The organism is Paraburkholderia ultramafica (genome assembly GCF_902859915.1).
Classification (GTDB): Bacteria; Pseudomonadota; Gammaproteobacteria; order Burkholderiales; family Burkholderiaceae; genus Paraburkholderia; species Paraburkholderia ultramafica.
Window position 1 is genome coordinate 102,428 of sequence record NZ_CADIKK010000016.1, and the last position, 24,622, is coordinate 127,049.

The window sequence follows — 24,622 nt, forward strand, 5'->3', positions numbered from 1 at the left end:
GATCAGGGGCGCGGTATCGTGGGACACCTTTCAAGTCTCACGCCGGTCACTTCCGGTCGTCGGAACGGCCGGCGCCAAGCCCTTCGAGTAACGGCCGCAGGGCGTCCAGTTCTGCGCCGAAGCCGCTCCAGTCTCCCGCCTTCAGCCGCTCGATGGCGCGGTCATAGTGGGCAAGTGCCTCGCGTGCGCGTGCGTCCGGCGCGTTCGTTGTGCCCCGGGCTGGCGACGCCGCTTGCGCGGTTTCCTTGAAAAGCGCCGCCAGCGCTTCGCCCAGGCTCTCCTCCATCACCACGCGCTCGCCATAGGCGGCGATCACGCGCTTTAACTCCGGCAATTGACCGGACGCCGCGCGCAAATAGAGCGGAGAAACATAGAGGATCGAGTTCTCGATCGGCACGACCACGAGATGACCGCGAATCACGCGTGAGCCCATCTGGTTCCACAGCGAGATCTGCTGTGAGATCCCGGTATTCTGCTGAATGCGCGCTTCGATCTGAAACGGCCCAAAGACCAGCCTGTCCTTCGGAAACGTAAAGACGATGAGCTTGCCGTACCCGGATGGATCGCAACGCGCCGCGAGCCACGCAATCATGTTCTCCCGCTGGCTCGGCACCATCGGCAACATGAGGATGAACTCGGCGCGTGCGTCGCCGGGGAGCCGCATGATCGTGTAGTACGGCGGCATCGTGCTGGCGGTGCTCTCTCCATCCATGCCGACCAGCTCCCGGGGAAACTGCCACAGATCCTCGCGGTTGTAGAAGACCTCCGGCTGATCCATGTGATAGGCGCGGTAGAGCTGCGCCTGGATCAGGAACAGATCTTCGGGGTAGCGGATATGCCGCCGAAGCTCCGGCGGCATCGCGTCCAAAGGCTTGAACAGACCCGGGAAGATGCGCTCGTAGGTCCGCAGGAGCGGATCGGCGGGATCGCTGACGTAGAAATCGACCGTGCCGTCATACGCGTCGACCACCACCTTGACCGCGTTGCGGATGTAATTGGCACCGTCGCCGAAACCCGGCGGGGAGTAAGGAAACCACTGGCTGACGGTGTAGGTGTCCTGGATCCAGAACAGGCGCCCATTGCTTGCGACGACATAGGGGTCATGGTCGAGCCTCAGGAACGGCGCGATCGTCCGAACGCGATCCTGAATGTTGCGGTGAAGCAGGATGCGGCTCTGGTCGGTGATATAGCCGCTCAGCAGGATGTTGGGATCGTCGAACTGCCAGGCGAACAGACTGCGTCGCGCCGCACCGCCGATGGCGACGCCGTCGCTCCCGCTGTATGTGGTGTATGCATTGTCCGCTCCTTTCGGATAGTCGAATTCGGCGACGTTGCCCTTCACGATCACGTAGTCGTGGCGGCCTTCGCCGAAATAAAGACGCGGTTCGCGAATGGTTGGGCCGCCATTGGCGACCGGCGGAATATCCCGCAGATAGAAGAAGGGTAAGCCTTCAGCGGATTTCTCGGTGACCGGCGACATCACGACGCCGATGCCGTGCGTGAAGATAAGGTGCAGGTTCACCCAGGTTTGGGCGTTGGGCGGCAGCAGCGCCGGTTCCAGTTCGCGCGCCGACAGCATCACCTGCCTGTACCCGGCGTCGAGTTGATAGCGGTCGATGTCCACCGAGAGAAATTTGTAGTAAGTCCTGATCTCCTGCAACTGTGCGTAGGTATCCATCAACGGTTGCCCATCCCATAGCCGGATGTTGTCGATGGTGGCCCGATTGGCCTGCAGCGAGTCGAGCGTCAGTCCGGGCTCGGCGTTGAACGGTTTGACCGCAATCTGTGCGAGGCCGTAAGCCTGTCGCGTCAGCGCGATATTGTGCTGGATATAAGGTGTTTCCAGTTTCAGCTCGCTCGGTTTGACATAGAAGCGCTGAAACAGCGGCGGATAGATCACGGCGAACACCAACGCACTGCCGAAGACGAGCAGCGCGACGGCGACAGGCAGCCGGTAGCTGCGCTGGCGCATGTTGATCCAAAGGGCGACGGATGAGGCCGCGGCAAGGCCGACGAGCATCCACAGGACCGGCAGTTCGACGTGGACACTGGTATAGCTGGCGCCGACCACGACGCCGTTGTCGCCATAGAGCAGCAGAAAGCGGTCGAGCCACCACGACCAGGCCAACACCGCGAAGAACCCGCCGAGCAGTGCCGAACCGTGCGTGATCGCGGCGCGCGAGAGCGTCCGTGGCGGCTGCTCCAGCGCGATGTCGCCGCGCAACCCGTAGACGGCAACCGTGACGATCGCGCTGCAGAAGAGGAGCCGCAGCAGCCAGTTCTTGACCGCGACATACACGGGCAGGGAGAAGAGATAAAAGCCGACGTCTCTGCCAAAGATCGGATCGCGCTCGCCAACCGGCACCTGATAAACGAAGCGAAGCGCGAGGTCCCAGCTTGAGATTTCGCTGGCGGCGATAACGAGGCCGAAGACGATTGCAGCGCAGGCAATACTGGAGCGCCAGGGAATGCGAGGCGCGACCAGTTCGACCAGATCGCCAGCGACTACCGTTGTGGCCGACGGGTCGGCTGCTCTCGGCCACGAGATATCGACGCGCCTCGCGTAACGATGCGCGAGGATTCCGGACAGCCATATCAGCCCCGCCGAGGCTGCGAACACGATGGCAAACAGTAGCGCTTTCGTGGAGAGGAGGGTCCAGAAAACGCCGCCGTAGCCGATCGAAGAGAACCACAGCCAGTCGACCACGATGCCGGTGATGCGTCCGACAACAATCAGGCCGGCGATGATGGCCATCGCCATGATCGCATAACGTCTCAGGCGCACGCCGGACTTCACTCCCGACTGCATAGTCTCTCCTATGCTGGCCATCGCCCATGCCTTGCTGCGATCGGATCAATCGCGCACCGCCGATCTGCCGGGAGCGCGGCCGAACGGCCTGTCAACGCAGCCGGATAGTCCGCGCATTGCCGCCCCATGACCTGCGCGATGCGAGTTCGGATGGAGCGGGTTCAGGCCGGTTGAATGATTGTAGTTCGGTGTGGCTATTGACGTCGGCACCGCGCGTAAACGGCCACTCGTTCAGGGCAGGGTGCAACGGACCGCGCATGACCGCCAAGGCCGGGAACTCGCCGGCGAATTCCCCCCGACTGGCCGCCGTGCTCCGAAACGCGCCGCAAGGGTTGCACGATGGTGACCGGCAGCAACGGGTCGAGAGTGTGTGAAAACGCATTGATCGCCTAAACTGAATCAACGCACTGGGCCGGGTGACTCATGAAGCGATTCGTTGAAGGCGATGACCCTAAGCAGGTCGCACTACTTCCCGAATGCGTCGATGACTACATTGGACAGGACAATCCGGTGAGAGTCATCGATGTCTTTGTCGACGAACTGGACCTTGCGGAACTCGGTTTCGACGGCAGCACGCCGGCGATCACGGGTCGCCCGTCCTACCATCCGGGTGTGATGCTGAAGATCTATATCTACGGATACCTGAACCGGATACCTTCGAGCCGGCGTCTTGAGCGTGAATGTCAGCGCAACGTCGAGCTGATGTGGCTAACGGGACGTCTGGCTCCGGACTTCAAGACGATCGCCGACTTTCGCCGCGACACTGGCGCAGCCATTCGCAATGTGTGCCGGCGTTTCGTCGAACTGTGTCGCGGGCTAAAGCTGCTATCCAGTGACATGGTGGCAATCGATGGTAGCAAGTTCAAGGCATCAAACAGTCGCGACAGGAACTACACTGCCGGCAAGATCGACAAGCGTCAGCAACAGATTGAGGAAAGCGTTCAGCGATATCTCGACCTGATTGAGACCGCAGACCGGACCAGTCCAACAGGTTTCGATGTGAAGACCGTGCGCCTGTACGAGAAGATCGCCCGCTTGCGCCAGCAGATGCGTGAGCTTGCACGGGTCAAGAAGCAGCTAGAAAAACAACCGGACAAACAACTGTCGATGACGGATCCAGACGCACGGTCCATGGCAACAAGCGGAAGAGGCTCCGGCATAGTGGGCTACAACGTTCAGGCCGCCGTGGATGCGAAGCATCACCTGATCGTCGCACACGAGGTGACGAACGTCGGAAACGATCACGGGCAACTTAGCGGAATGGCACTGTCAGCGAAGAGCGCGATGGGCAAGCCGAAGCTGAAGGTTGTGGCTGACCGGGGTTACTTCAGCGGCCCCGAGATACGGACATGCGATCTGAACAAGATCAGAGCGTACGTTCCCAAGCCACTCACTTCCGCATCAAGGAAGAAAGGTCTCTTCACGAAGGCCGACTTTGTGTACGAGTCAAACAGCGATGTGTATCGATGCCCTTCTGGCGAGCGTGCCATTCATCAATTCAACACCGTTGAGAACGAAATGACTCTGCGGGTGTACTGGCCCAGCGCCTGCCCGCGTTGCCATCTGAAGGAGCGATGTTCGCCCAGCGACTATCGCCGCATCCGACGATGGGAGCACGAAAATACACTGGAAGCCATGCAGCGCCGGCTTGACCGGAAGCCCGATGCGATGACCATCCGCCGAAGTACGGTCGAGCATGTCTTCGGTACGCTCAAGCACTGGATGGGTCCTGCACACTTCCTGACCAGGACGCTTGGCCGAGTGAGTACGGAGATGAGCCTTCAGGTATTGGCCTACAACCTCAAGCGGGTCATGAACATACTTGGGGTTGCCGAGATGATGAAGGCCATGAAGGTGACCGGAAGCTAAAGCCCAGAGGGGCTTTCTTGCGCCCGCGATGTTCGACTAGCGCAAGCTCGACGTATTAAACTCTATCGACCTGACCGGTGATCTCGCGCTCAGCGGAAAAAAATGGTGTTTCCACACACTCTCGGCCAGTTTGAGACATTCGACATTTTGGGGCGAATTGTCGACAATCTAGTCGTGGCCCACGTACTGGATCCTCACTCAGCCGAGGCCTACCTTTAAATGTTTCAGCTTCAATTTCCGGCGCGAAAACATCCGTCAAAGTGGCTCGCGATATCGCCTCACGGAGTATGTGTCGTCGAAGTCAAAGCATTGGTCGTGGCATCATCTATCGTCCGTGTGACCGACAGGCCCCGATCGCGCTGAAAACGCCCGATGGCCGCAGTGGTCTTTGCACCAATGATTCCATCAATCGGACCCACTGAGTAACCAAGCTGCAACAGTCGACTTTGCACACCGGGGATACCCAGATTTGGAGCTGCTAGCACAGGCGTCTCTTTAACGATTCGGATGGCTTTTCCAGTCGATGCGTCCCACGTGACCCGATACTTGTCGCCGCCCGCGCCGGTCGAAAATAGGTATTCGATCGTTTTTTCCTTCTCCTGGAACGTCGCAGATTCCGCCTTCACCTGAACCGTGGGGATCCCTGATACCTGACCCGCGGCGTCCCGCGCTTTCGGAAGCACGGAAAGCACATCAGAAGATGAGTTTCGAGCTTCGTTAAATGTTGCCAGTCCAAAGGCAAGGAACAAGAGAACCGAACTCGCAGCGAGAATGAAGGAAAGGTTCGCGCACGCCACTGCGGCGGCGCCATTTCTCCCTTCTCTCAGGTAGTTGATCAAGAATCCCTGAGAGGCAACCCCGAAAGCAATAGACGAAGCAAGCCCGACCCACGAAGTCACGAGAAGTATGATCTGGTACTCTGCGGTGGTCTTGCCTAAGAGGTTCGCCGAGAATGTCACTGAAAGCGCAAACAGCGCGCTGGACAAAGTAACTATCGTCTTCGTGAAGTCATTTAAGACGAACCACCCGCTCGGGGCATCATCTGTAGGTGGCGGGGGCATAATCGCCAACTGCTTCTACGGTTTCCTGATAACACAAAGGCCGGCGTCTAGGTTATTTGACAGCCAGTGCAAGAACTGAAATGAGGTGATTGGACCGCCAATTGGGCCTTCTTTCCAGATGCCATAGAGATAAAGAGGCAGAGCTTTGATATATGCTTGGGCGAACACCTCCCTCTGTCCACCCGCTAGCTGCCACGCCGGATGAGGGTCCTCGATGATTGAGCTAATTGTCTCGGCAATCAGGTTGCGCGTATTATTCGAAACCTTGATCCCAGTGGAATTCTGGAAATCGTCCGAAATCACGTCGACTTCGTCTTTGATCGGATCAATCACAGCTCCCCCCGTCCTTCGTTAAGTTAGGCGTTGGCGACGCTTGCAGTATAAGCAGTCTAAATCCGGTTTTTGATTCTTTATAGTAGGTTAAGCCCGGTTGTGTCATTTTGAAGCGCAATTCGAGTCTGGGTAGGAGGAAACTTAACGTTGTGCTGCGCGAGCGAGACTGAGGGCGTCTACCTTTACGTGCTATGTCAGTACTCGCATCCGACGGAAGCGCAATGAAAGCTTTTGGCGAGGTGTTCGTGGATGCCGTCTCACCGACCGCACTCGCCCGTTGGTCGAAGTGCCACCTGCACCATACGCAGCACTTACAGGATGAGCCTTCCCGTGCATTCTGAACGACTGTTTGAGGGAAATTTTAATGTCCCTTTGGGGTCGACTTCTGCCGGATGCAGCCGGATCGACGATGGTCAAGGTCTGCGATTCCACATCGGACCGGGGTCGGCCAGTTTCTGCCGCTCGAACAAATGTAGCGACGGTCCGCTTGCAACCTGACATGTGACGGACGCGATTCCACTGCGAGTTTCACCGTTCATCGGTCAACGATCCATTGGCAGCGCGCCGTTGTCTGCGCGCTTCGGTTTGCCAGATTGCTAGTCTGAGGCAGTCTGTGGCCGGGGGAGTAGGCGCGACGGGGACGGGTGATCAGGGAGTCCAGCGATAAACAACGATGCTGGTGCCGTTGTAGTCGTCCTTGGTCACAACATACTCACCGTTCGAACGCAGCACCGATCTCAGCCCGTACATCGAATCCACGTCATTGCCGACATACACGTTGCTGGGGTTGCTGTTGATGAACGTGTTGTCCAAGCTGCCCGTCGTCAGGTTGAAGGCATCGATGTTCGGCACGGTGTGGACGTAGCCAACAAAGAGGTAGTTGCCGGCTGCGGTCATCGACTTCGGGTTCGTGCTCGTGAGATTGATAACTAGAGGGTTGGTCTGATTCCCCGCCTTCCAGCCGTGGTAGACCTCCACGCGAGTACCGATCGACGTCCAGTCTGTGCCTGCGATGTTAGCCAGGATGAGTGTGTCGGATTCGGGCAGATAGATGATGCGGCCTAGAGCACCAATCGAAGTGGGGATGGGCCATGATTGCACCGCACCCCATTGAGGTGTGCCGTCCGCAGCGAACCCCGTAAGGGGCCAGTAACAGATCGTGGTAGAGCAGGTGTTTCTGTCCAGACTTGCCCACACACCGCCCTGCGAGTCGAGCGCAAACCCCTTGCGAATGTGCGTGGAAGCCATGCCCAGCACACTGGTCACCCAGCCATCCGGGATCGCAATATACCCCGATACCGAAGGGTTGAAATGCTCAATTGCAAAGTTATCCGGGTTCTGGTCTGTCGATGCCAATATGCGGTTCCCGCCCACATTTGCGACCATACCGAAGTGCAAGCCACGACCGGCGTACGTTGTGCTTAGTCGAAGGTCGGTGGGGTAGGCGAAGGGATCGACAGTGTTCGCGACAAAGGTCCAGTTTGATCCGCCTGTACCACTATAGATGTTGGTTCCACTGTAGAAAACTGTAGCATCTGTTGCAGGATCAGGCGCTCCAATGGCTTCAAAATTGAGTGCCTGTAATCTGTACTTGAGTGCTCGAGTCGAGTCGTACGCGTAGATGTCCGTGCCTCCTGTTCGTCCGTGGTCCCAACTGCCGCCCCAAGGCTGGGAGAGGATATAGGTGTTGCCCGCAGAGTCTCGCCCAATGCCATCGATTCGAGCGAAGCGCAGGCTGCCTACCTGGCCTTTAGTTCCAGTGCTTGTGTCGAGGTACCCGCCCTTGATGCCGAAGGTTGAGACCTGCGTGTAAGTGCGCGTGTCGTAGATCTTGACCTGTTGGTCTGGCCCGGCGTCGCCAATCCAGAGGTACTGGCTAGTTGGGTCGAAGTAGAGGGCGTCGGGCTGGACGCCTGCGGCGAGGGTGACTGTGCCGAGAGACTGGCCGGCGAGATTGAAGCGCTGGAGCGCGCCTTCAGTCTCCTGCGCGATGATCAGGTTGCCGTTGCGGTCGAAGGCAATTGCGCCTGGATCAGTCACGGCGATGTCAAGAATCCATGTGCCGTCGGTTTTGTAGACGCGGACGCGGTTGCCTGGATGATCTGATGCGGCCAAGTATTGGCCCCACGTCGCGATGCCGGTAATGACGTCCGCGCGGCGCTCGGTGGTGTCGGCGCTGACCTGAATCTGCTGGTCGTTCGCACCGGTCGCGCGGATGTAGCGGAAGACCATCCCGTTCGCGAAGACGCCGTTGACACGGCCGAACTGGCGGGGGGCCCACAGGTACGTCGCATTGCCGGTAATCGCCGAGCCCTGCGGCTCGCCGTGCGCGCCGATGGATCCAGCATTCACACCGTTCTTGTATATCGCGATGCCGCCCTCGTTCTCATCCCACATCGAGGCGGTGTAGATGGTGCCTTCTGGCGCGACCCACATCGAACGCGCGGCGTTACCTACGTGAGTGGCGTTAGTCCCAAACGTATTCGCTATCCAGTCAGTCGTGTACTGCCCCTGACATTCTGGCGCAATCGTCCCGCTCAGCACTGCTGCAAGGAATGCGGTGTAGATTCGTTTCATGACTTACTCCCAATTTGCAACATGCGCAACACATTCCATCAGGATGTCGAATTGATTTATCACTGAAGCGGCCGGAAGTGTGGGATGCGGTCCGGCGCAATGAAATCGGCGGGACGTACAGGCCGGCACGTTCCATGACGGCTTTTTCAGTCGATCGACGTGCTTCTGAAAAGTAGTGCTCTGGGCGTGAAACCCGAAGATGAAACCAGGCAGAAGTGTGCGATAGCGCACAATGACATTTTTGTGGCGCTGTCACATTAGCGGGCTCTGCCGCACCTGGTCATGCGGATCAACGAACGACCGTTCCGCCTTGAAGCTGACGTTGAGATCGGCTGGTCTGAAGGGCCGAAGTGGGTCGATCACGGTCGGCCCCGAAACCGGCGAACGTGATAGAACGAAGGGGAATGGCCGTCAAAGCGCAGATGCACTACTCCGTTGGCGGAACCGCTGATCGCGCGCATCACAGGCATCGCTGTCTCGCGCCTGGATCCTGTCAATGGTGAGGCAGTCCCCGCTTTGGCGCACTCTCCTGCGTTATTCGTTCGTCATCTGCTTTCCGGCGAGCGCGCGTTATTGCGGCCTGAGGTGCAGATCGTTGCTCACGGATTGCACCCCCGGCACGCCGCGCGTCACGGCAAGCGCTTTCTGAATCTGTACCTCTGAATCCACGTATCCTGACAACTGCACGACGCCTCGATACGTCGCGACGCTGATCGGCAACGATCTCAGCCCCGGGTCTGCGACGAGCGCCTGCTTCACCCTGGCGGCGAGCGCAGCGTCGTCAGTGGCGATCTTCCCCGGCGCGGTCACGGCCTGCGTCGCTGTCGACTTGCAGCCGTTGATGAACACGAACGCGGGGAGCGCGAATGCCGCGACGATCAGCAATTGGCTTTTAATGTGTGGCGCATCTCGCATGTCGGTTATGACATCCTGATTCGTGAGCAGCGGGCGTCATTCGGGTTGGCTTCGCAGGTACACATGTGCGCCCTCCTTGAGTCCACCATGATAGTGCAGGTTGGCGGACTTGCGACCGAGCCGGCTCGGCCATGTCTGTTCATGCTGCGAGGCGAGTGTTTGGCTCAGTTCGGCCGAGGCCGGACGTTGGAAAGTACGACCTGGATCGTCAACAATCATCCTTTGGTAAGCGGCTAGCGCTCCGGAAGGCCGCGCCGGATTTTCCGGTCGAACGCTGCCTGCGGAAAGAAACAACGTCAATCAGTCGACATGACGTGATGTGCTCGCCGGGGCGTAGCCGCGACGAGCACTGTTGATCAGGGTGTCCAGCGATAAATGACGACGCTGGTCCCGTTGTAGTTGTCCTTCGTGATCACATACTCCCCGGTCGACCGACGGTACGATCTAAGGCCGTACATCGAATCCACGTCATTGCCGACGTACACGGTGTTGGGGTTGCTGTTGATCAACGTGCTGTCCAGGCTGCCTGTGGTCAGATTGAAAGCATCGATGTTGGGCACGGTGTGTACGTATCCGACGAAGAGATAGTTGCCGGCCGCCGTGATCGACTTGGGATTGGCGCTGGTGAGGTTGATCACCGGATTGGGAACGGTCGTGTTGCCTGCGAGCCAGCCGTGATACACCTCAATCCGCGTTCCGATCGAGGTCCAGTCCGTGCTCCCGACAACGCCCTGTGCAAGGATCATCGTGTCGCTTTCCGGCAGGTAGATGATCCGCGTCAATGGCGTGATCGTGCCCGGAATGGGCGTTGCAATTCCTGCTCCCCAACTCGGCTGACCGTTGGCATCGAAGCCGGTCAGCGGATAGTGCCAGATGGCATTCGTCTTGTCCAAACCGGCCCAGACTTCCCCTTTGCTGTCGAGGCAGAATCCGTCCCTGACCGGCGCGGTCGTATTGAACGCCGTACCTGGCAGCGTGGCGTCCGGTATTGCGATGTAGCCATTCGCAGCATTGAAGTGGAAAAAGTAGAAGGTATCGGGATTCTGGCCCGACGCCACGAGGATCCGGTTGGCGCCGACGGTGGCAAGTTGACCAAAGTGCTCATCCCGTGAGCGATCGTTGATGTTGATGCGCGGATCGGATGGATAGTCGATCGGATCGACGGTGTTCGCTACGAAGGTTCCTCCCGCGGTGCCGGTGTAGATGTTGGTGCCTCCATAGAAGTACGTGCTGTCAGTACCCGGGTCCGGAGCGGCGCCCCCCTCGAAGTTGAGAGACTGAAGCTTCCATTGCAGGTGGCCAAAACTGTCGTAGGAATGAATGTCGGTGCCGCCGTCGCGGCCCAGGTCCCAGCTTCCGCCCCACGGGTTGTTGAGCACGTACAGGTTGCCGGCGGCGTCCTTGCCGATGCCGGTGACGCGGGTAAAACGTTTATCGCCGACCTGGCCTTTGATTCCCGTTGTCGTATCGAGATATCCCCCCTGAATGCCAAATGTACTGACCAGAAATGGAATGCCCAAAATGTTATAGATCTTGATGTTCATGTCGGGGCCCTCGTCACCGATCACGAGACACCCGGTCGACGAATCGAAATACAGCGAGGACGGTCGGGAGGCGACGGGCATCTGGATGGTGTTCACGAGCACGCCGGCCGGATTGAATTCGAGGATCGCGCCCGCACTCCGCTGCGCAATCCAGATGTTTCCTGCACTGTCCACCGCGAGCGCGCCAGGACCTGAGACGGCGATATCCTGCCGCCAGACGCCGTCGGTGGTGTAGACGCGGACGCGATTTCCAGGAAAGTCGCTCGCATAAAGGAGCGAGCCAGACGTTGCGAGTCCCGTGATTACATCAGCCCGCCGTTCTGTCGTTGTCGCGCTGACCGGGATGAGAAAGTCGCGGGTTTGAGTGGTTCGGTTGTACCGCCCCACCGCGCCGCTGCCGTAAGTGGTATTAAATTGCAGAGCGGCGAAGATCGAAGTTGCATTACCCGTAATGGCGCTGCCCTGAAACTCGCCGTGACCTCCTATGGACCCCAGGCTTTGGCCGTTCTGGTATATCGCGACACCACCTTCGTTTTCGTCCCACATGGAAGCCGTGTAGATGACCCCCTCGGGCGCTATCCACATGGAGCGCGCGACGCTACCCACGCGGGTAGCGTTGGTCCCAAATGTGTTCGCCACCCAGTCGGTGGTGTACTGTCCCTGGCACTCCGGCGCAAGCGTAGCGATCAGCAGTGTGGCGAGGAACGTGACATAGATTCGTTTCGTGATCATGAAGCGTGCCCTCCTGAGGCACCTGAATTGGGGATTGCGGTTTTGCCCATGCTCGCAGCGTTGACAACCTGATGGGCTTTACATGGGGACCACCGGCTGATGGTTCCTGTGGCTGCCTTCCTTGTCGTGCTGGCCCGCGCGCCATGGGCTGGAAGATTCTTCGATCGGGAAGGGTCGTCTTCGAAGCGTGCCCGGCGCCGCTCGCCCGTTCGGCAAGCGGCGTTTCGCAGGAAACTGTCCTTGTCCACTGGCCGCTCCAGCAAGTGTCGCGTCTGTCCAACTCAACGCTGCGTTCAGGCGGTATATCGGCGAGGTGCGGAAAAGGTTGAGCTGTTCGCGTTTCCAGTACAGGCAAACGCGCTAGACGCCAGCCGGAGCAGCGCTTTCAGCCGGTCCGCGAGGTGGATGAGCGCACCTGCCAACTGGCGGTCCGGGGTGGCAAGCGTAGCCCGCGAGCGGGTGATTTCTCGCGAGGCGAAGGTGCGGTAAGGGCCGACTATCGAAGTTCGCGGCCGAGGGGCGTCTGACCGGACTCGGCCGGCTGCCGAACTTCCGGGCTCGGGCCGGCCAGATCCGGACGTTGGCTGAAGGCACCAGGATTTTTGCACCGCTTCCCGGGTTTACTACGAAGGCACAGTGACTACACTTGGTATGGGTCGCGGAAATCGGGTGCGCGGCCTTCTCAATTACTTCCACGCACGACACGCTGTCGGAAAGAGCAGTTCCACGCTGCACACATTGTTCGTGCGGCATGCTCGTCTCGCTGGTCCATCAAACAGGAGGATGCAATCATGCAAACTGTTATAAGGAGATTTTCCGGAAAGGGCGCAAAGGAGTTGTTCGATCTGCTGGAGAAGCGCACGGCTGAGGTCGAAGAACTGATGCGTTCGATCAAAGGCTTTGTCGGTTACACCCTCGCACGCAGCGGCGATGGCGGATTCTCGGTGACTGTTTGCCAGGACAAGGCAGGCATTGATCAAAGCGTGCAAAAGGCGAAGGACTGGATCGCGAAAAACGCCGCAAGCACGGGCGTGGGCGCGCCGGAGATATCGGAGGGATCAGTCCTCATTCACCTGAAGTAACTTTGCCATTCGACTGGCAGCGCGTGAGTTCAGCGGGCGGATTGGGACGCACGCAACCGGGCCTCACCGTCCACTCCTCACGCCCACCGACAAAGGTAGTTCGCCGCACCGTCGGGGCTTGGTCGACCTTGGCGGACGGCGAACTTCCGGATGTGGCCACGAAGCGTCATTCGCACGCACCGCAGCTCGGACGTTCAGACGTCGGATCCACCCAGCACGCGGCCGGAACACCGGATCGCCACGATGAATGCGCATTTTTTGGCGCCGATCGAACAAAATGCGTCACTTAGGAATGGCGAATTACGGGAGTGTTTCAATGCCCTGCGATGGCTTTCACGTTCAAGAACGGCATCCATCTGCACCTTCATGCACGTGGATCACCCGTTGCGCGCCACCAGAATGCCGGCGATGACGATCAGACCGCCCAGAGCCTGCACCACACCGACCGGCTCGTGCAGTAGCCACCAGGCCAGCAACGAGGCACCGATCAAGTGCCGTACCTTCGTTGACCGCCGTGCTAGTGGCAACGGCTGCTGATAGGAAGTTGCTGCTGAACAATGTCGGGGTTGAAAGTCCGTAGTGGTCGGCAACAGTCCGTTGCCACATCGGCCGCCGAGGCACTCATTTGCAGACGCAGCTAGCGTATGCAGCGATCAAAGCACCTGACGCGTGGACCGAAGCACGGTCTCGTTCACATTGGCATCGTTGGATTGTGTTTGCTGACAGTGCATGGCATCCAAAGACGAATTGCGACAGATGACACTCAGCTGTCATATGCAGCGCCTTCACTTCAGGACGCGCAATTCGCGCCGTGAACAAAGGAGCTAAAGATGACAAAAGATCCGTGTACCTTGTCTGGCTTGCGCACTGAATTGAACGCGAAATGGCGGCGATCGTTAAGGAACATCGCCTGCGTAGTGGTAGCGGTCGCCTCGGTGATTTGGCCTACCGCTGATTCGTTCGCCAAAAATGATGATGGAAATAGCGAAAGTCGAGCGTACGCGATCGGGCTCTGGGGCGATTTGCCGTACTCCGACACGCAAGCACAGGTCGGCGTACCGAATCTGATAGCCGACATGAACGCGCAGAAACTCGCGTTCACGGTCCATGATGGGGATCTCAAGGCTGGCAACGGCACGCCCGGATCGGCAACGCCTACGACTTGCAGCGACGCTCTCTACGTGCAGGCGCTCGGGTACTTCAACGCGTTGAAATCGGCGGCGATGTTTACTACCGGTGATAACGACTGGACCGACTGCGACCGTGTGTCGAACGGCGGGTTTTCGTCCAGGGAACGGCTCGACCACGAGCGCCAGGTCTTCTTCAGCACCCCCTATTCAATGGGGCAGCGTCCGATCCTTCAGGAGGTACAGATGGACCGGCTTTGCCTGGACAATGACAGTCACCTCGTAAGTTGTGTCGAGAATCGCCGCTGGACGGTGAATGGTGTCGTATATGCGACTCTCAATATCCAGGGGTCGTGCAACAACCTTTGCGATACGAAACCCGACCAGGCGGAATTTGCGGCGCGCAACCATGCCGATATCCTCTGGATGCAGCAGACGTTCCGGGCGGCGATAGAGCACAACGCGTCGGCCGTCATGTTCATTTCACAAGCCGATCCTGGCTGGGACAATTCCGATGCTACACGCGCGCCGACTCGCGATCCAAAAACGCTGGTCGAAAACGACATGCTGCCCAGTTCGGACCCCGCGTATCCCGGCCCGACTCCTGACGGATTCAAGGACTTCCTGCTTGCACTGCGTGATGAGGTCATCGCCTTCAGGAAACCCGTTGCTTATGTCCATGGCGATTCCCACTATTTCCGCATTGATCGACCTTTCCTTGACGCGCAAGGCAGGCGGCTCGAGAATTTCATCCGCGTCGAAACCTTTGGCGATAACCAGGCGAACGGCGACAACGATGTCCACTGGTTAAAAGTGTTCGTCGACGACCGCACCCGTGAAGTCTTTTCTTTTCAGCCGCAGATCGTACCGGCGAATCGAACCGCCGTCCCGCAGCCTTAGAGAGTTGGATTGGTGGGTGCCGCAGGCCGCAAAAGCCCTGGCGTTTGCGGCCTGCGGACAGAGTGCAGCAGGTTGGTTGAGCGACTGCTATCGGTTGCTTCCGGCTGGAGCGGTTGCCGGGTGGGGCTTACACCCACTGGGAAAAGCGCCGCCTTTACACGGCGCGCGCCACTTCCAGCCTTTCACCTGCGTATTTGGACGGACAGTCAAACGTCAGTTCAGCATGCCGCAGCGGACGTTCGCAGTCGCCCATTGCGCACACGGTGTCGCAATACCGTGATACAGCGGCACGTCAATTCGTCGTCAGAGATCAGCGGCCGAAAGCGTTACCCGCTCGCCAGTGCCAGGCAACGTTTTCGGCTCGATAGCCTGCAAAAGGCGGCGCTTGCCAAGTTCGAAGGCAAGCATCAATTGTTTCGGGGTTTCGTTCGCAGCGCCGAGTTTTTCACAAACCGTTTCAGCATCGAGCGCAAAGGCGCAGTATCCCCAGCCGAAGCCGTAGGCCGAAAACCATAGTGTCGAATCGGCGGAAAGGAGAGGGGGCGTAAGTTTCATATGGGGCTCGTCCATGGCTATCACTTTTCTGACCGATAGGGGTGGACTACGATTTTCGCACAGCGACCTTGCAAAAGCCTTTTACCCACGGTGGGTGCCGCGAGTCACCACCCTCGCAGTCCGGGCACGAGCGGACCATCGACGGCCTGGGCCTGGCGCGGGCTAAGCCTTGTTGTTCCCGTCGGAGATTCAACCGACTCGGCATCGGTCGCGTGCGCCGCGGTCTGCAAGGCTGCCTAGGGCTTGCCGCCCGTCCGTGCGGGCGGCATCTTCAACCGGGAACGCTCTCTCACTGAACGCAATCACTTTAAATCCGGATCCCATCACTCGCGGCACGGTGATGCCCCAATGCCAGCCGCCGGCTTGCTCGAAGACATGCAATACAGGGGCGGCTGGAGTGTGTGAAGACTGAGAAGTCGTCATGTCACATTCTCCCGTCATATCTGAACTACGCGCGCCAGAGGGCCTGCGCTTCGCTTTCCAGTCTACACGTTTTGCTGCGTCGCAATATGCGACCGTGGCAAAAATGTCAGATCAATTAACGGTCACAATTCTGCAAAGTAGCTGCCTGCTACTCAGATGTGCGGTCATGACCTGACCAGCTTTTGACGGGCTCCCTGACGAGGCACGGGCTCATTTGTGCATCGGGCATCGGTGCCACACAACAGCGACAGTCTTGTGTTCCAGGTCACGTATGAAGGCGAAGTCACGCGACTGTCACGCTCCCTGACTACCGTGAATGTCAGTACGAGCACTCGTCACAGCGTCGGAATTGCACTCCCGATCCCTTGGATGGTGCCGGTATTTCTCACGCAAGTGCCGAATCGGCGTTGTGCGCAAAGACGCGTCCAGCATGGCAACTCGCACTGCAGCCGACGTTGATAGATCCAGCGCCTTCGCCGATCAATACGACCAGTTCGTGCGTATCTCTCGACCGAACTGCGCAAAGCTTCCGCCGCTATGCACAGCTTGCGGCCCTGCAGCCGGAAGAAGCCTGGCTGGATCTCAAGCTCAACGCACGCGGGTGCGTCATGCGCGAAGCGTGGGTCGGACAGGCGCGGGCGTTGCTTGATGACGCTGCGGCAAGGTGAGGCCAATGAACGCTGGAGGTGCCTACGATGAGCGCCAGGCGCAGAACAGAAAGTGAGATTGCCTGGGCGGTTCGGCTCGCCCAGGCGAAACACGGCGTCGAGGAGTTGCGCCGCGCTGCCCTCGCAGCAGAGCAGGAGTTTAGCGCCGAGTTCCAGTCGACGGCGACCTCGATGCGCGAGAGTGCCATCAATCTCGTTCACTATCTCGCGGTACGGCGCCATGACGTGCGAGCCCTGCAGGACGAGCTGGCGCGCCTTGGACTCAGTTCCCTGGGACGCATGGAGGCGCACGTCATGGCCTCGCTTCAGGCAGTGCTGCGGGTACTCCACACGCTGCTGGGCGAACCGGTTCCCGTCGAAGTCGTCGAGGATCCGCCGATCACGTTCGATACCGGCCCAGCGTTGCTCGCCGAGCACACAAATGCGATCCTGGGAACGGCGCCGCAAGGGCGCCAGACCCGGATCATGGTGACGATGCCCGGTGAGGCAGCCGACGACCCGGATCTGATTCGAAGTCTGGTCGAAGCCGGCATGGGAATCATGCGCATCAATTGCGCGCACGATTCGCCAACGACCTGGGAGCGGATGGTCAGGCATCTTCGCCACGCGGAGCGCGACCTGGACAAGCGTTGCCTGGTTTCGTTTGACCTCGCCGGTCCGAAGCTCCGCACCGGTCCGATTGCACCGGGACCGGCCGTCGTCAAGTTGCGGCCGACCCGCAATCCAGTGGGACAGGTGACCGAACCCGCGCGTGTGCGACTGGTGGCGGACGGCAGTCAACCCGATGCGGACGATGCGATCCCCGTCGACGCTGCGCTCCTCGACAACGCTCAACCCGGTGATACCTTGGCGTTCGTTGATGCGCGCAATCGCAAGCGAGTGCTTCGCGTCACTGAAGTTCGTCCAGGCGAGTGTCTGTGCGAAACCGACAGACCGGCATATGTAGTGCCCGGAACGAGACTTACATTGCGGCGAGAGCAATCGTCGATCGCGCAGGGCGAAGTGGGCGCGCTGACGACGGTTGATCAGTGGATCGCGCTGCAGGTGGGCGATACCCTGGAGGTCGTGCACGGCGAGGCACCCGGTCGCGATGCAATCTACGACGACGACGGGCGGATCGCCGAACCGGCATTTATCTCGTGTGCGCTTGACGAAGTGTTCAGCGGCGTGCGCATCGGCGAACCGATCCTGTTTGACGATGGCAAGATCCGGGGTGTGATCTGTGGCGTCGCCGAAGACCGGCTACGGGTCGATATTACCGGGGCGGCCGGAGAAAGGGCGAAGCTCAGGTCCGAGAAGGGCATCAACCTGCCGGAATCGGAGCTCGCACTGCCAGCCTTGACGGTCAAGGACATCGAAGACCTGGCGTTCGTCGCGAACCACGCAGACGCGGTGGCGATGTCGTTCGTACAGCAGCCGGGAGACATCGACGACCTGCTGCACGAGATTGGGAAGCTCAACGCAGTACAGCTCGGCATCGTGCTCAAGATCGAAACGAAGACCGCGTTCACCCGGCTGCCGGACCTCTTGCTGAGCGCGATGCGACATCCTCCCATTGCCGTAATGATTGCCCGGGGCGATCTTGGCGTGGAAGTGGGCTTCGAGCGGCTGTCCGAAGTGCAGGAAGAGATCCTCTGGCTGTGCGAAGCGGCGCATGTGCCCGTCATATGGGCCACGCAGGTGCTCGAATCGCTGGCCAAGGGAGGGATGCCTTCACGCGCGGAGGTCAGCGATGCGGCGATGGGTAGCCGTGCCGAATGTGTGATGCTGAACAAAGGACCTTACATTCTTGAAACACTTGGATTCCTTGCGGGTGTGCTGGAGCGGATTGAAGAGCACCATTACAAAAAAACCGCCCGCCTGCGCAAGTTGCAGGTGGCCAGCCGCGGCAATCAGCGTGCGCCGGATGCGTAGTCGTATGCCCGGCACGGGTCGCGTGCCGTCGCTCGTGAGAAGAGTGCGAGCCCTCAATGCGAATCCTGTTTCCATCTCTGTAGATTGTCCCGGACACGGCGGGCCACGAGGACCGACAGGTAGTCCATGATTTGTGCGCCTTCGCTGTACTCTGCCCACGTCTCTGCGAACATTCTTGAGACCGTTTCCACGGGGGTATTGGTGTCGGTGGCGATCATCTTGACCATCTCATCGTCGACATTGGGCGTGGCCATAACGGACTCCTGGCTAACGTGAATGAACCTGACAGGGACAGATTCAATTACACAGGTTGCCCGACGCCTGAGCCAATTGAATCCCACTATCAAATCTTTGGCGCGAATGGATCATCGGCTGGCCGGCCACGCCCCCTGCACCGTCACATGGACATCCTGGGACTGAATGCCGAGCTACCATACGGCTGACTTCTCCTTGCCACAAGGCACGGAGAGCCGCTTATCGACCCTCCGGAAGGGAACGGTAGTAATCGGCCGCGTTCGGTTGTGGCGCCTTGGCGGCAACTGCGTCACTCGAACGTCTCCTTCACCTTTGGAAGGCGCCCTTTCCTTCTGCGAAGTTGAATGGCCTGAGGGGGTCGCTTATTGCTCTTCGGGTAAGACCTTAGCCGCTGACGCTGCTATGCCGAAGCCAGGCGGTCGATACGAAGCTGATCGACGCGTGATGAGTTGCCACGCCGCGTCGGGTAATCGGCCCACGCGATCGCGCAAGCCGTGGCGCCGGCTTGAGGCTACGCTAGCGGATTGCTCGTGAGCCGCAAATCATCACTGGCCGCGCGGCACAACCGGACGACGTCTTTGCCGCCGCACACGCGCGAAGTCGCGTGCGGCGTCGGGCGCCATGCGCCCGTCGGTCTTTACAGATAGCTGCAGACGTAGTCGAGCGTTTCGATCACGTCGATGTCGAAGCGGCTCTTGCCGGGCACCGAGAACGACTCGCCCGCGCCATAGGTTTTCCACTCGTCACTGCCTTCCAGGCGGATGCGGCATTGGCCGGCCTGTACTTCCATGAGTTCCGGCGCGTCGGTGCCGAAGTTGAGCGCGCCGGGCAGGATCACGCCGAGCGTCCTGCGCGAGCCGTCGGCGAAGAGAACGGTGTGCGAGACACACTTGCCGTCGAAATAGATGTTGGCTCGTTTGATAACGGAAACCTGATCGAATTGCGTTGCGGCCGTCATGGCGGTCTTCCTCTGGGTCATCGTGAATGAATGAGTTGGCGCCGTGTAGCCGCAGCGGGCGGCGCACGATCTGCACGGGCCGCCTGCGCGGGATTTCGATCCGGCGCGAACCCGGCATCATACAGGGTGCCGGCGGCGCGAATCGCGGCCCTTCGTGCAGCGGCGCTGGTCGCCGGCGCGCCTGCGAACGCACGCATACTATATGCGGGAAGTTGTCGTGGCAACGCAAGGTAACCTGCTGGTTTGCTGCTCACGACCGGTTCGCGACGTAGTGATCGATTTGTGACCTTGAGCGGATTTGCCGCTGAAGATGGTCGAGTCTTCACAGCGGCAGCTGCTGAAGCACGGTCACGACCGCTTAGCGGAGACATCTGGCCGAAGGTGAGCATCAGCGAGCCGCATATCACACCGAAGGCGACGCGCGGCGCGACGATTGCAACCAGCACGGCGAGTGCGAAGCCTGCAAGGACGACAAGTGACCGCGACCTCGCCGCGCGACGCATGCGCGTGGGAATCTGGCCGGCGTCCGCACTCGACAATATCCGGCCTTCGAAAACGTTGTAGGCAATGTCGATGCACACGAACAATCCCGCATAAAACACAACCGGGGCCGACGCGAGCTGTGTGCGCGCCACCCAGGTGGTGGCGAAGGGCAGTAGCGAGACCAGGAAGAGATGGATGAAGTTGATCCATATGAATCCCAGCGTCGGAGCACCTGCGAACCTCATCAGATGATGATGGTTGATCCAGATAATGACGATGAACAGGTAGCTCACCGCATAGCTGACGGCCATGGGCCACAGAGGCCACAGGTCCGAGAATGCCGGCTGGTCTGGTGCCTTGAGTTCCAGCACCATGATGGTCACGATCACGGCGAAGACCGCGTCTGAAAATGCGGTCAGCCGTTCCGCGGTCAGCTTCACTTCATACATAGCGTCCCCCTGCTCAGCATAACGAAGAGCCGGTTTAGCGCCGTCGTCGCGTTAGCCGTTCTTCTGTTCCTTGAGCCGTTGCCGGTGAGCTGCGACCTTCGCGCGGTTGCCGCAGATCGCCATGCTGCACCATCGGCGCGCATGACCTCGCGTGTGATCGGCAAACATCAACGTGCACCGCGGACCTTCACACGCTTTCACATACGTGAAGTCTTCCTCGCACACCAGCTTCGCCAGCAATTCGGCGATAGGCATCAGCAACGACTCCGGCGATTTCCAGCGTCGATTTGCGCGAAATTCAAAGCTCGTCTCGCTGCCGGCGGTGCCCGCGGCGATTTCCCCATATTGCTCGTCGCGCTCGAGCAGCTGGTTCAGGGGCGCGAGATCACGCAGGTCTCGCGCGACCAGCGCCCGTCCCTTCCTTTTCTGGACAAAGCCCCTGAACCACTCGCGCAGCGAGCGCGCTTGCGCCGCAACGGCGTCGAGTTCGGCGGGTGTGGCCTGTGCCCGTACGGCCGCGAGTGCGTTGCGAGGCACCAGCCCGGCCTGTTCCAGCCAGGCCAGCAGACCCGCGCCATCGCTGATCCAGTCGACTTCCTCATCCACCGGCGTTGCAACCGAGTTCAGAAAATCCAGGCCGGGCGCGTCGGCCACAAATATCGGGGGAATTTGGCGGTAGTCCATCTTTCACCATGAAAGCAAAACAGGGTGAGGAAAGTGTAACCAGTAAAAATGAGGTTGACAAGTTACAGACCAAGTGAGTAACCTAAATATAAGGTCTAAGACGGTTACAGGTCGTGGTCGCAACAAATGCGCGCCGACTGCGGGAAGCGCTTACTTCTCTTCAAAGGAACGAGACATGTCTTTGAGCAACGTGAATGTGGTGCTGGTCCATGGCGCATGGGCGGATGGATCGAGGCCGACGTGTTCTATCGCGGCGCAGCGCATCCGCAAGCACCGCGGCTCGCACCCGACTCGCATGGCCTCATATGGCTGCCGGAAGACGCGTTCGCTTGCGCGTTTGCGCAACACGCGACGCCGCAGGAGTTGACGCTGCTCGCCGCGGTTCAGCGTCCGATCGCAGCGTGCTGCATTGGCGAAAAGGTCGGGCGACCGCTCTGGAGAGACAGGCCGAGCTGGTACCTCGTCGCCGAACAGGACCGGATGATCAGCCCCGACACTCAACATTTCATGGCACGCCGGATGGGCGCCGAACTGCATGCGTGCCAGGTCGATCACTCGCCGATCATTACGGCCCCGGACACCGTGACAAACCTGATCGTCAAAGCGGCGCAAGCGGTGTCGGCTCGTTGAAGAGGCCGACGGTGTTGTTGTTCATGCAATCAGTCACACGGCGCGTTTCGTTAGCCGCTTAATCCTGTTCATCTGTGGAGGAAAACCATGTCGTCCATTTCCTATGGCCATGCCGACGTCGACGGTTTCAAGGTGTTTTATCGCGAAGCCGGTCGTGCCGGCGCGCCGAAGCTGCTGCTCCTGCACGGCTTTCCGAGCTCGAGCCATATGTTTCGCGATCTGATTCCGAAGCTCGCCGACCGGTCTCATATCGTCGCGCCGGATCTGCCCGGCTTCGGACAGTCGGACATGCCGCCTCGGGACCGCTTTGCCTATACGTTCGACAACATCGCCAGCGTGATCGATCGTTTTACTGAAGTGATCGGTTTCGATCGCTTTGCGGTGTACGTATTCGACTACGGTGCGCCGACGGGTTTCCGGCTTGCGCTCAAGCATCCCGAGCGGATCACGGCGCTGATTTCGCAGAACGGCAACGCTTATGAGGAAGGCTTGAGCGACGGCTGGAATCCGATCCGCGCGTATTGGCAAGAGCCCTCTAGCGCCAATCGCGAAGCGCTTCGCGCGATGCTTACGCACGAGACGACGGTCTGGCAGTACACGCATGGCGTTCGCGATACGGCTGCCGTGTCGCCGGACGGCTACTCGCTCGACGACTTCTATCTGAGCCGGCCGGGTGCGGACGAGATTCAGCTCGATCTGTTCGGGGACTACCGAAGCAACGTCGCGCTGTATCCGTCGTTCCAGCAGTATTTCCGTACCCATCAGCCGCGGTTTCTCGCTGTGTGGGGAAAGAATGATCCGTTCTTTCTGCCCCCGGGCGCCGAGGCATTCAAGCGCGACATACCGGGCGCGGACGTGCGCTTCTTCGATACCGGCCATTTCGCGCTGGAGACGCACGCGGATGAGATTGCGGCGGCCATTGCGGATTTCCTGAATCGCTGAGCCGCGTATGCGATTGGTCCGCATGGACAAGCGTGTCATCCGTTCATAGCAGTGCAGTCATGCGGGCAATCGTGCTCGAAAAGTTCGGCCTGGTCGTCGGTCGTACTTGTCGCCCGCATTCGGGAAAACCTTGAACAGGTTGCCATCGACGTCGAGAAAGCCAGTGCCAGGTCTCTCGTGATCGAAGTCGACCTCGCTCACCCCGACGCCGCGCAGCAAGTTGTCGACCAGACACTCGCCGCGTTCGGGCAGATCGACGCATTGCTCAACATCGCGGGCGCAGTGCCGCAGATCGACGTGTTCGACATGACCGACGAGCGCGCGACGCGCTCGGGATCTCCCTGTGCACCGCTGCGATAAGGACCGGCAATGAGGATGAGCTGCGGTGTCATTGTGTCGGCTGCTCCGTCAATTCGCGCAGTGCCAGGAATTGCAAAAGCATGATGGTCTTGGCATCGACAATTTCGCCGCAACGCATCGCTGCTAACGCTTCCTCCAGCGCCAGTTCGATGACTTCGATGTCCTCTCCCTCGGCTTCAATTCCGCCGCCACCTCCGACACGCGCCGCCGCATCGTATTCGGCGATGAAAAAGTGGAGTTTCTCCGTCACCGACCCGCGCTCCTTGTCGGCGACGGTCGTGACGCACAGCCCGACGATTGCCGTTGCGCTGGTCGAGCATCCGTCAATCGAGGTGATCGTGATCGGCGGCAGGCTATACAAGCATTCGATCGTGACCGTTGGCGCAGCCGCCATCGAGGCGATGTCGCATATCCACGCCGACATTTACTTCATGGGCGTGACCGGCGTTCATCCGACAGCGGGGCTCAGCACCGGCGATCTCGAAGAGGCCTACGTGAAGCGCGCGCTTGCCGCACGGTCGGCCGAGACTGTCGTCCTCGCGTCAAAGGAAAAGCTCAATGCGGCGTCGGCTTATTCAATCGGCGAGGTGACGCTTGCGCAGACGATAGTAGTCGAGAGGTCGACTGATGCCGCGTTGACGGAGCCGCTAGAGGCCGCCGGCGTGACCGTTGTCCGTGCGTAAGCGCCAACGCATGCGATGAACGTGAGCTCTTCGGGCGAGCGTTTCCGGCGCACAGCTATAATCGCGCTCGAACGTAGCTACAGAGGTTTTACTCGTGAAAAAGATCGCTGTCTTTACGCTTGTTGCGCTTGTACTCACTGGTTGCTCGTCAGCTGAAAAGCAGGCGAAGCAAGAGGAGCAATTCCTGCACAACGAAACCAGCCTTCTCGCGGCCCAACGCAATGCGACGGTCAATTGCACACCGGCAAACTGCGACGCCGCCTGGGCGCTGACGAAACGCTATATCGAGCAGCATTCCGACACGCCCGTCACGCGCGCCGATGCGGTCGCAATCGAAACAGACGTGCCCTATGATTCGGGCAAGGCCGCCTTTTCCGCGAGCCGCGATGCGAAAGGTGAGGGCGCGACGCTAACGCTCTTTGCGCAGTGCCGCGGTATGTATGGGCCGGACAGCGCGAAAGGTTCGGATTATGACGAGTGCGCCGACAAGATCCTCAAGACTCAGAATGGCTATGTGGCGTTTCTCAGGGCTCATGCGTCCAGTCAGTAAGCGCCTTATGTGATTCCCGCCGCGACCACCGCCCTGTGACCGGACGCGTGCGCGATATCCTCAAGGAATACACGTGGCAACACGTCGTACCGTTCCGCACAACACCGCTGCTGTCGGCG

Annotated in this window: 19 protein-coding genes and 2 pseudogenes; 9 read left to right on the top strand and 12 right to left on the bottom strand. The window is 59.6% G+C overall.

Going from position 1 to position 24,622, the window contains the following annotated elements; translation table 11 throughout:
• Window positions 1–46: 46 nt before the first annotated feature.
• The gene (locus HV744_RS18300) at window positions 47–2,809 is read right to left on the bottom strand and encodes a UPF0182 family membrane protein (protein ID WP_175150867.1); all 2,763 of its coding nucleotides are present in this window, start codon (window positions 2,807–2,809) and stop codon (window positions 47–49) included.
• 423 nt (window positions 2,810–3,232) lie between these two features.
• Here HV744_RS18300 and HV744_RS18305 point away from each other — a divergent pair, with 423 nt between their 5' ends.
• The gene (locus HV744_RS18305; protein ID WP_175150868.1) at window positions 3,233–4,678 is read left to right on the top strand and encodes an IS1182 family transposase; all 1,446 of its coding nucleotides are present in this window, start codon (window positions 3,233–3,235) and stop codon (window positions 4,676–4,678) included.
• Between the two features lie 278 nt (window positions 4,679–4,956).
• Here the strand turns inward: HV744_RS18305 and HV744_RS18310 are convergent, their stop codons facing one another.
• The 5 genes from HV744_RS18310 to HV744_RS18330 all read right to left on the bottom strand — a co-directional run bounded on the left by HV744_RS18310 (window position 4,957) and on the right by HV744_RS18330 (window position 11,840).
• Complete coding sequence (locus HV744_RS18310; protein ID WP_217469137.1) at window positions 4,957–5,664, bottom strand: peptidoglycan-binding domain-containing protein; 708 nt, start codon at window positions 5,662–5,664, stop codon at window positions 4,957–4,959.
• Between the two features lie 90 nt (window positions 5,665–5,754).
• Window positions 5,755–6,072, bottom strand: coding sequence for a hypothetical protein (locus tag HV744_RS18315; RefSeq protein ID WP_175150869.1), 318 nt, complete (start codon window positions 6,070–6,072; stop codon window positions 5,755–5,757).
• A gap of 648 nt (window positions 6,073–6,720) precedes the next feature.
• Window positions 6,721–8,649 carry an NHL repeat-containing protein gene (locus tag HV744_RS18320; protein WP_175150870.1) on the bottom strand — a complete coding sequence of 643 codons (1,929 nt, stop codon included), beginning with the start codon at window positions 8,647–8,649 and terminating at the stop codon, window positions 6,721–6,723.
• A 570-nt stretch (window positions 8,650–9,219) separates the two neighbouring features.
• Window positions 9,220–9,564 carry a BON domain-containing protein gene (locus HV744_RS18325; protein ID WP_175150871.1) on the bottom strand — a complete coding sequence of 115 codons (345 nt, stop codon included), beginning with the start codon at window positions 9,562–9,564 and terminating at the stop codon, window positions 9,220–9,222.
• A 356-nt stretch (window positions 9,565–9,920) separates the two neighbouring features.
• Window positions 9,921–11,840, bottom strand: a complete 1,920-nt coding sequence (locus HV744_RS18330) for an SMP-30/gluconolactonase/LRE family protein (RefSeq protein ID WP_175150872.1) — start codon at window positions 11,838–11,840, stop codon at window positions 9,921–9,923.
• A gap of 791 nt (window positions 11,841–12,631) precedes the next feature.
• On the opposite strand from HV744_RS18330, the gene HV744_RS18335 reads away from it, so the two are divergent.
• The gene (locus HV744_RS18335; protein ID WP_175150873.1) at window positions 12,632–12,922 is read left to right on the top strand and encodes a hypothetical protein; all 291 of its coding nucleotides are present in this window, start codon (window positions 12,632–12,634) and stop codon (window positions 12,920–12,922) included.
• A gap of 830 nt (window positions 12,923–13,752) precedes the next feature.
• Complete coding sequence (locus HV744_RS18340; RefSeq protein ID WP_217469138.1) at window positions 13,753–14,949, top strand: hypothetical protein; 1,197 nt, start codon at window positions 13,753–13,755, stop codon at window positions 14,947–14,949.
• Between the two features lie 303 nt (window positions 14,950–15,252).
• Here HV744_RS18340 and HV744_RS18345 read toward each other — a convergent pair whose 3' ends face one another.
• Window positions 15,253–15,504, bottom strand: coding sequence for a hypothetical protein (locus tag HV744_RS18345; RefSeq protein ID WP_246279098.1), 252 nt, complete (start codon window positions 15,502–15,504; stop codon window positions 15,253–15,255).
• A 1,118-nt stretch (window positions 15,505–16,622) separates the two neighbouring features.
• Between HV744_RS18345 and HV744_RS18350 the strand changes: the two genes are divergently transcribed.
• Window positions 16,623–18,509 (top strand): pyruvate kinase, encoded by a 1,887-nt coding sequence (locus tag HV744_RS18350; RefSeq protein ID WP_175150875.1) that lies wholly within the window; start codon window positions 16,623–16,625, stop codon window positions 18,507–18,509.
• Between the two features lie 53 nt (window positions 18,510–18,562).
• On the opposite strand, the gene HV744_RS18355 is transcribed toward HV744_RS18350, so the two are convergent.
• The 4 genes from HV744_RS18355 to HV744_RS18370 form a co-directional block, all read right to left on the bottom strand.
• Window positions 18,563–18,763 (bottom strand): DUF3562 domain-containing protein, encoded by a 201-nt coding sequence (locus HV744_RS18355; RefSeq protein WP_175150876.1) that lies wholly within the window; start codon window positions 18,761–18,763, stop codon window positions 18,563–18,565.
• Window positions 18,764–19,401: 638 nt separating this feature from the next.
• A complete protein-coding gene (gene ppnP, locus HV744_RS18360) occupies window positions 19,402–19,722 on the bottom strand; it encodes a pyrimidine/purine nucleoside phosphorylase (protein WP_175150877.1) in 321 nt (106 codons plus the stop codon).
• A gap of 17 nt (window positions 19,723–19,739) precedes the next feature.
• Window positions 19,740–20,654 (bottom strand): TMEM175 family protein, encoded by a 915-nt coding sequence (locus HV744_RS18365; RefSeq protein ID WP_175150878.1) that lies wholly within the window; start codon window positions 20,652–20,654, stop codon window positions 19,740–19,742.
• Between the two features lie 51 nt (window positions 20,655–20,705).
• The gene (locus HV744_RS18370) at window positions 20,706–21,338 is read right to left on the bottom strand and encodes a CGNR zinc finger domain-containing protein (protein ID WP_175150879.1); all 633 of its coding nucleotides are present in this window, start codon (window positions 21,336–21,338) and stop codon (window positions 20,706–20,708) included.
• A gap of 216 nt (window positions 21,339–21,554) precedes the next feature.
• Here HV744_RS18370 and HV744_RS18375 point away from each other — a divergent pair, with 216 nt between their 5' ends.
• The 3 genes from HV744_RS18375 (at window position 21,555) to HV744_RS18385 (ending at window position 23,270) form a co-directional block, all read left to right on the top strand.
• Window positions 21,555–21,968 (top strand): alpha/beta hydrolase, encoded by a 414-nt coding sequence (locus HV744_RS18375; RefSeq protein ID WP_175150880.1) that lies wholly within the window; start codon window positions 21,555–21,557, stop codon window positions 21,966–21,968.
• 87 nt (window positions 21,969–22,055) lie between these two features.
• Window positions 22,056–22,910, top strand: coding sequence for an alpha/beta fold hydrolase (locus HV744_RS18380; RefSeq protein WP_175150881.1), 855 nt, complete (start codon window positions 22,056–22,058; stop codon window positions 22,908–22,910).
• 51 nt (window positions 22,911–22,961) lie between these two features.
• The gene (locus tag HV744_RS18385; RefSeq protein WP_246279099.1) at window positions 22,962–23,270 is read left to right on the top strand and encodes an SDR family NAD(P)-dependent oxidoreductase; all 309 of its coding nucleotides are present in this window, start codon (window positions 22,962–22,964) and stop codon (window positions 23,268–23,270) included.
• Window positions 23,271–23,298: 28 nt separating this feature from the next.
• Here HV744_RS18385 and HV744_RS18390 read toward each other — a convergent pair.
• Window positions 23,299–23,526: pseudogene (locus tag HV744_RS18390) on the bottom strand (NUDIX hydrolase); the annotation flags it as partial.
• Here HV744_RS18390 and HV744_RS18395 point away from each other — a divergent pair.
• Together HV744_RS18395 and HV744_RS18400 are read left to right on the top strand one after the other, a co-directional pair.
• Window positions 23,525–23,953: pseudogene (locus tag HV744_RS18395) on the top strand (DeoR/GlpR family DNA-binding transcription regulator); the annotation flags it as partial. The pseudogenes HV744_RS18390 and HV744_RS18395 overlap by 2 nt on opposite strands.
• A 94-nt stretch (window positions 23,954–24,047) precedes the next feature.
• The gene (locus HV744_RS18400; protein WP_175150882.1) at window positions 24,048–24,503 is read left to right on the top strand and encodes an META domain-containing protein; all 456 of its coding nucleotides are present in this window, start codon (window positions 24,048–24,050) and stop codon (window positions 24,501–24,503) included.
• Window positions 24,504–24,622 lie beyond the last annotated feature (119 nt).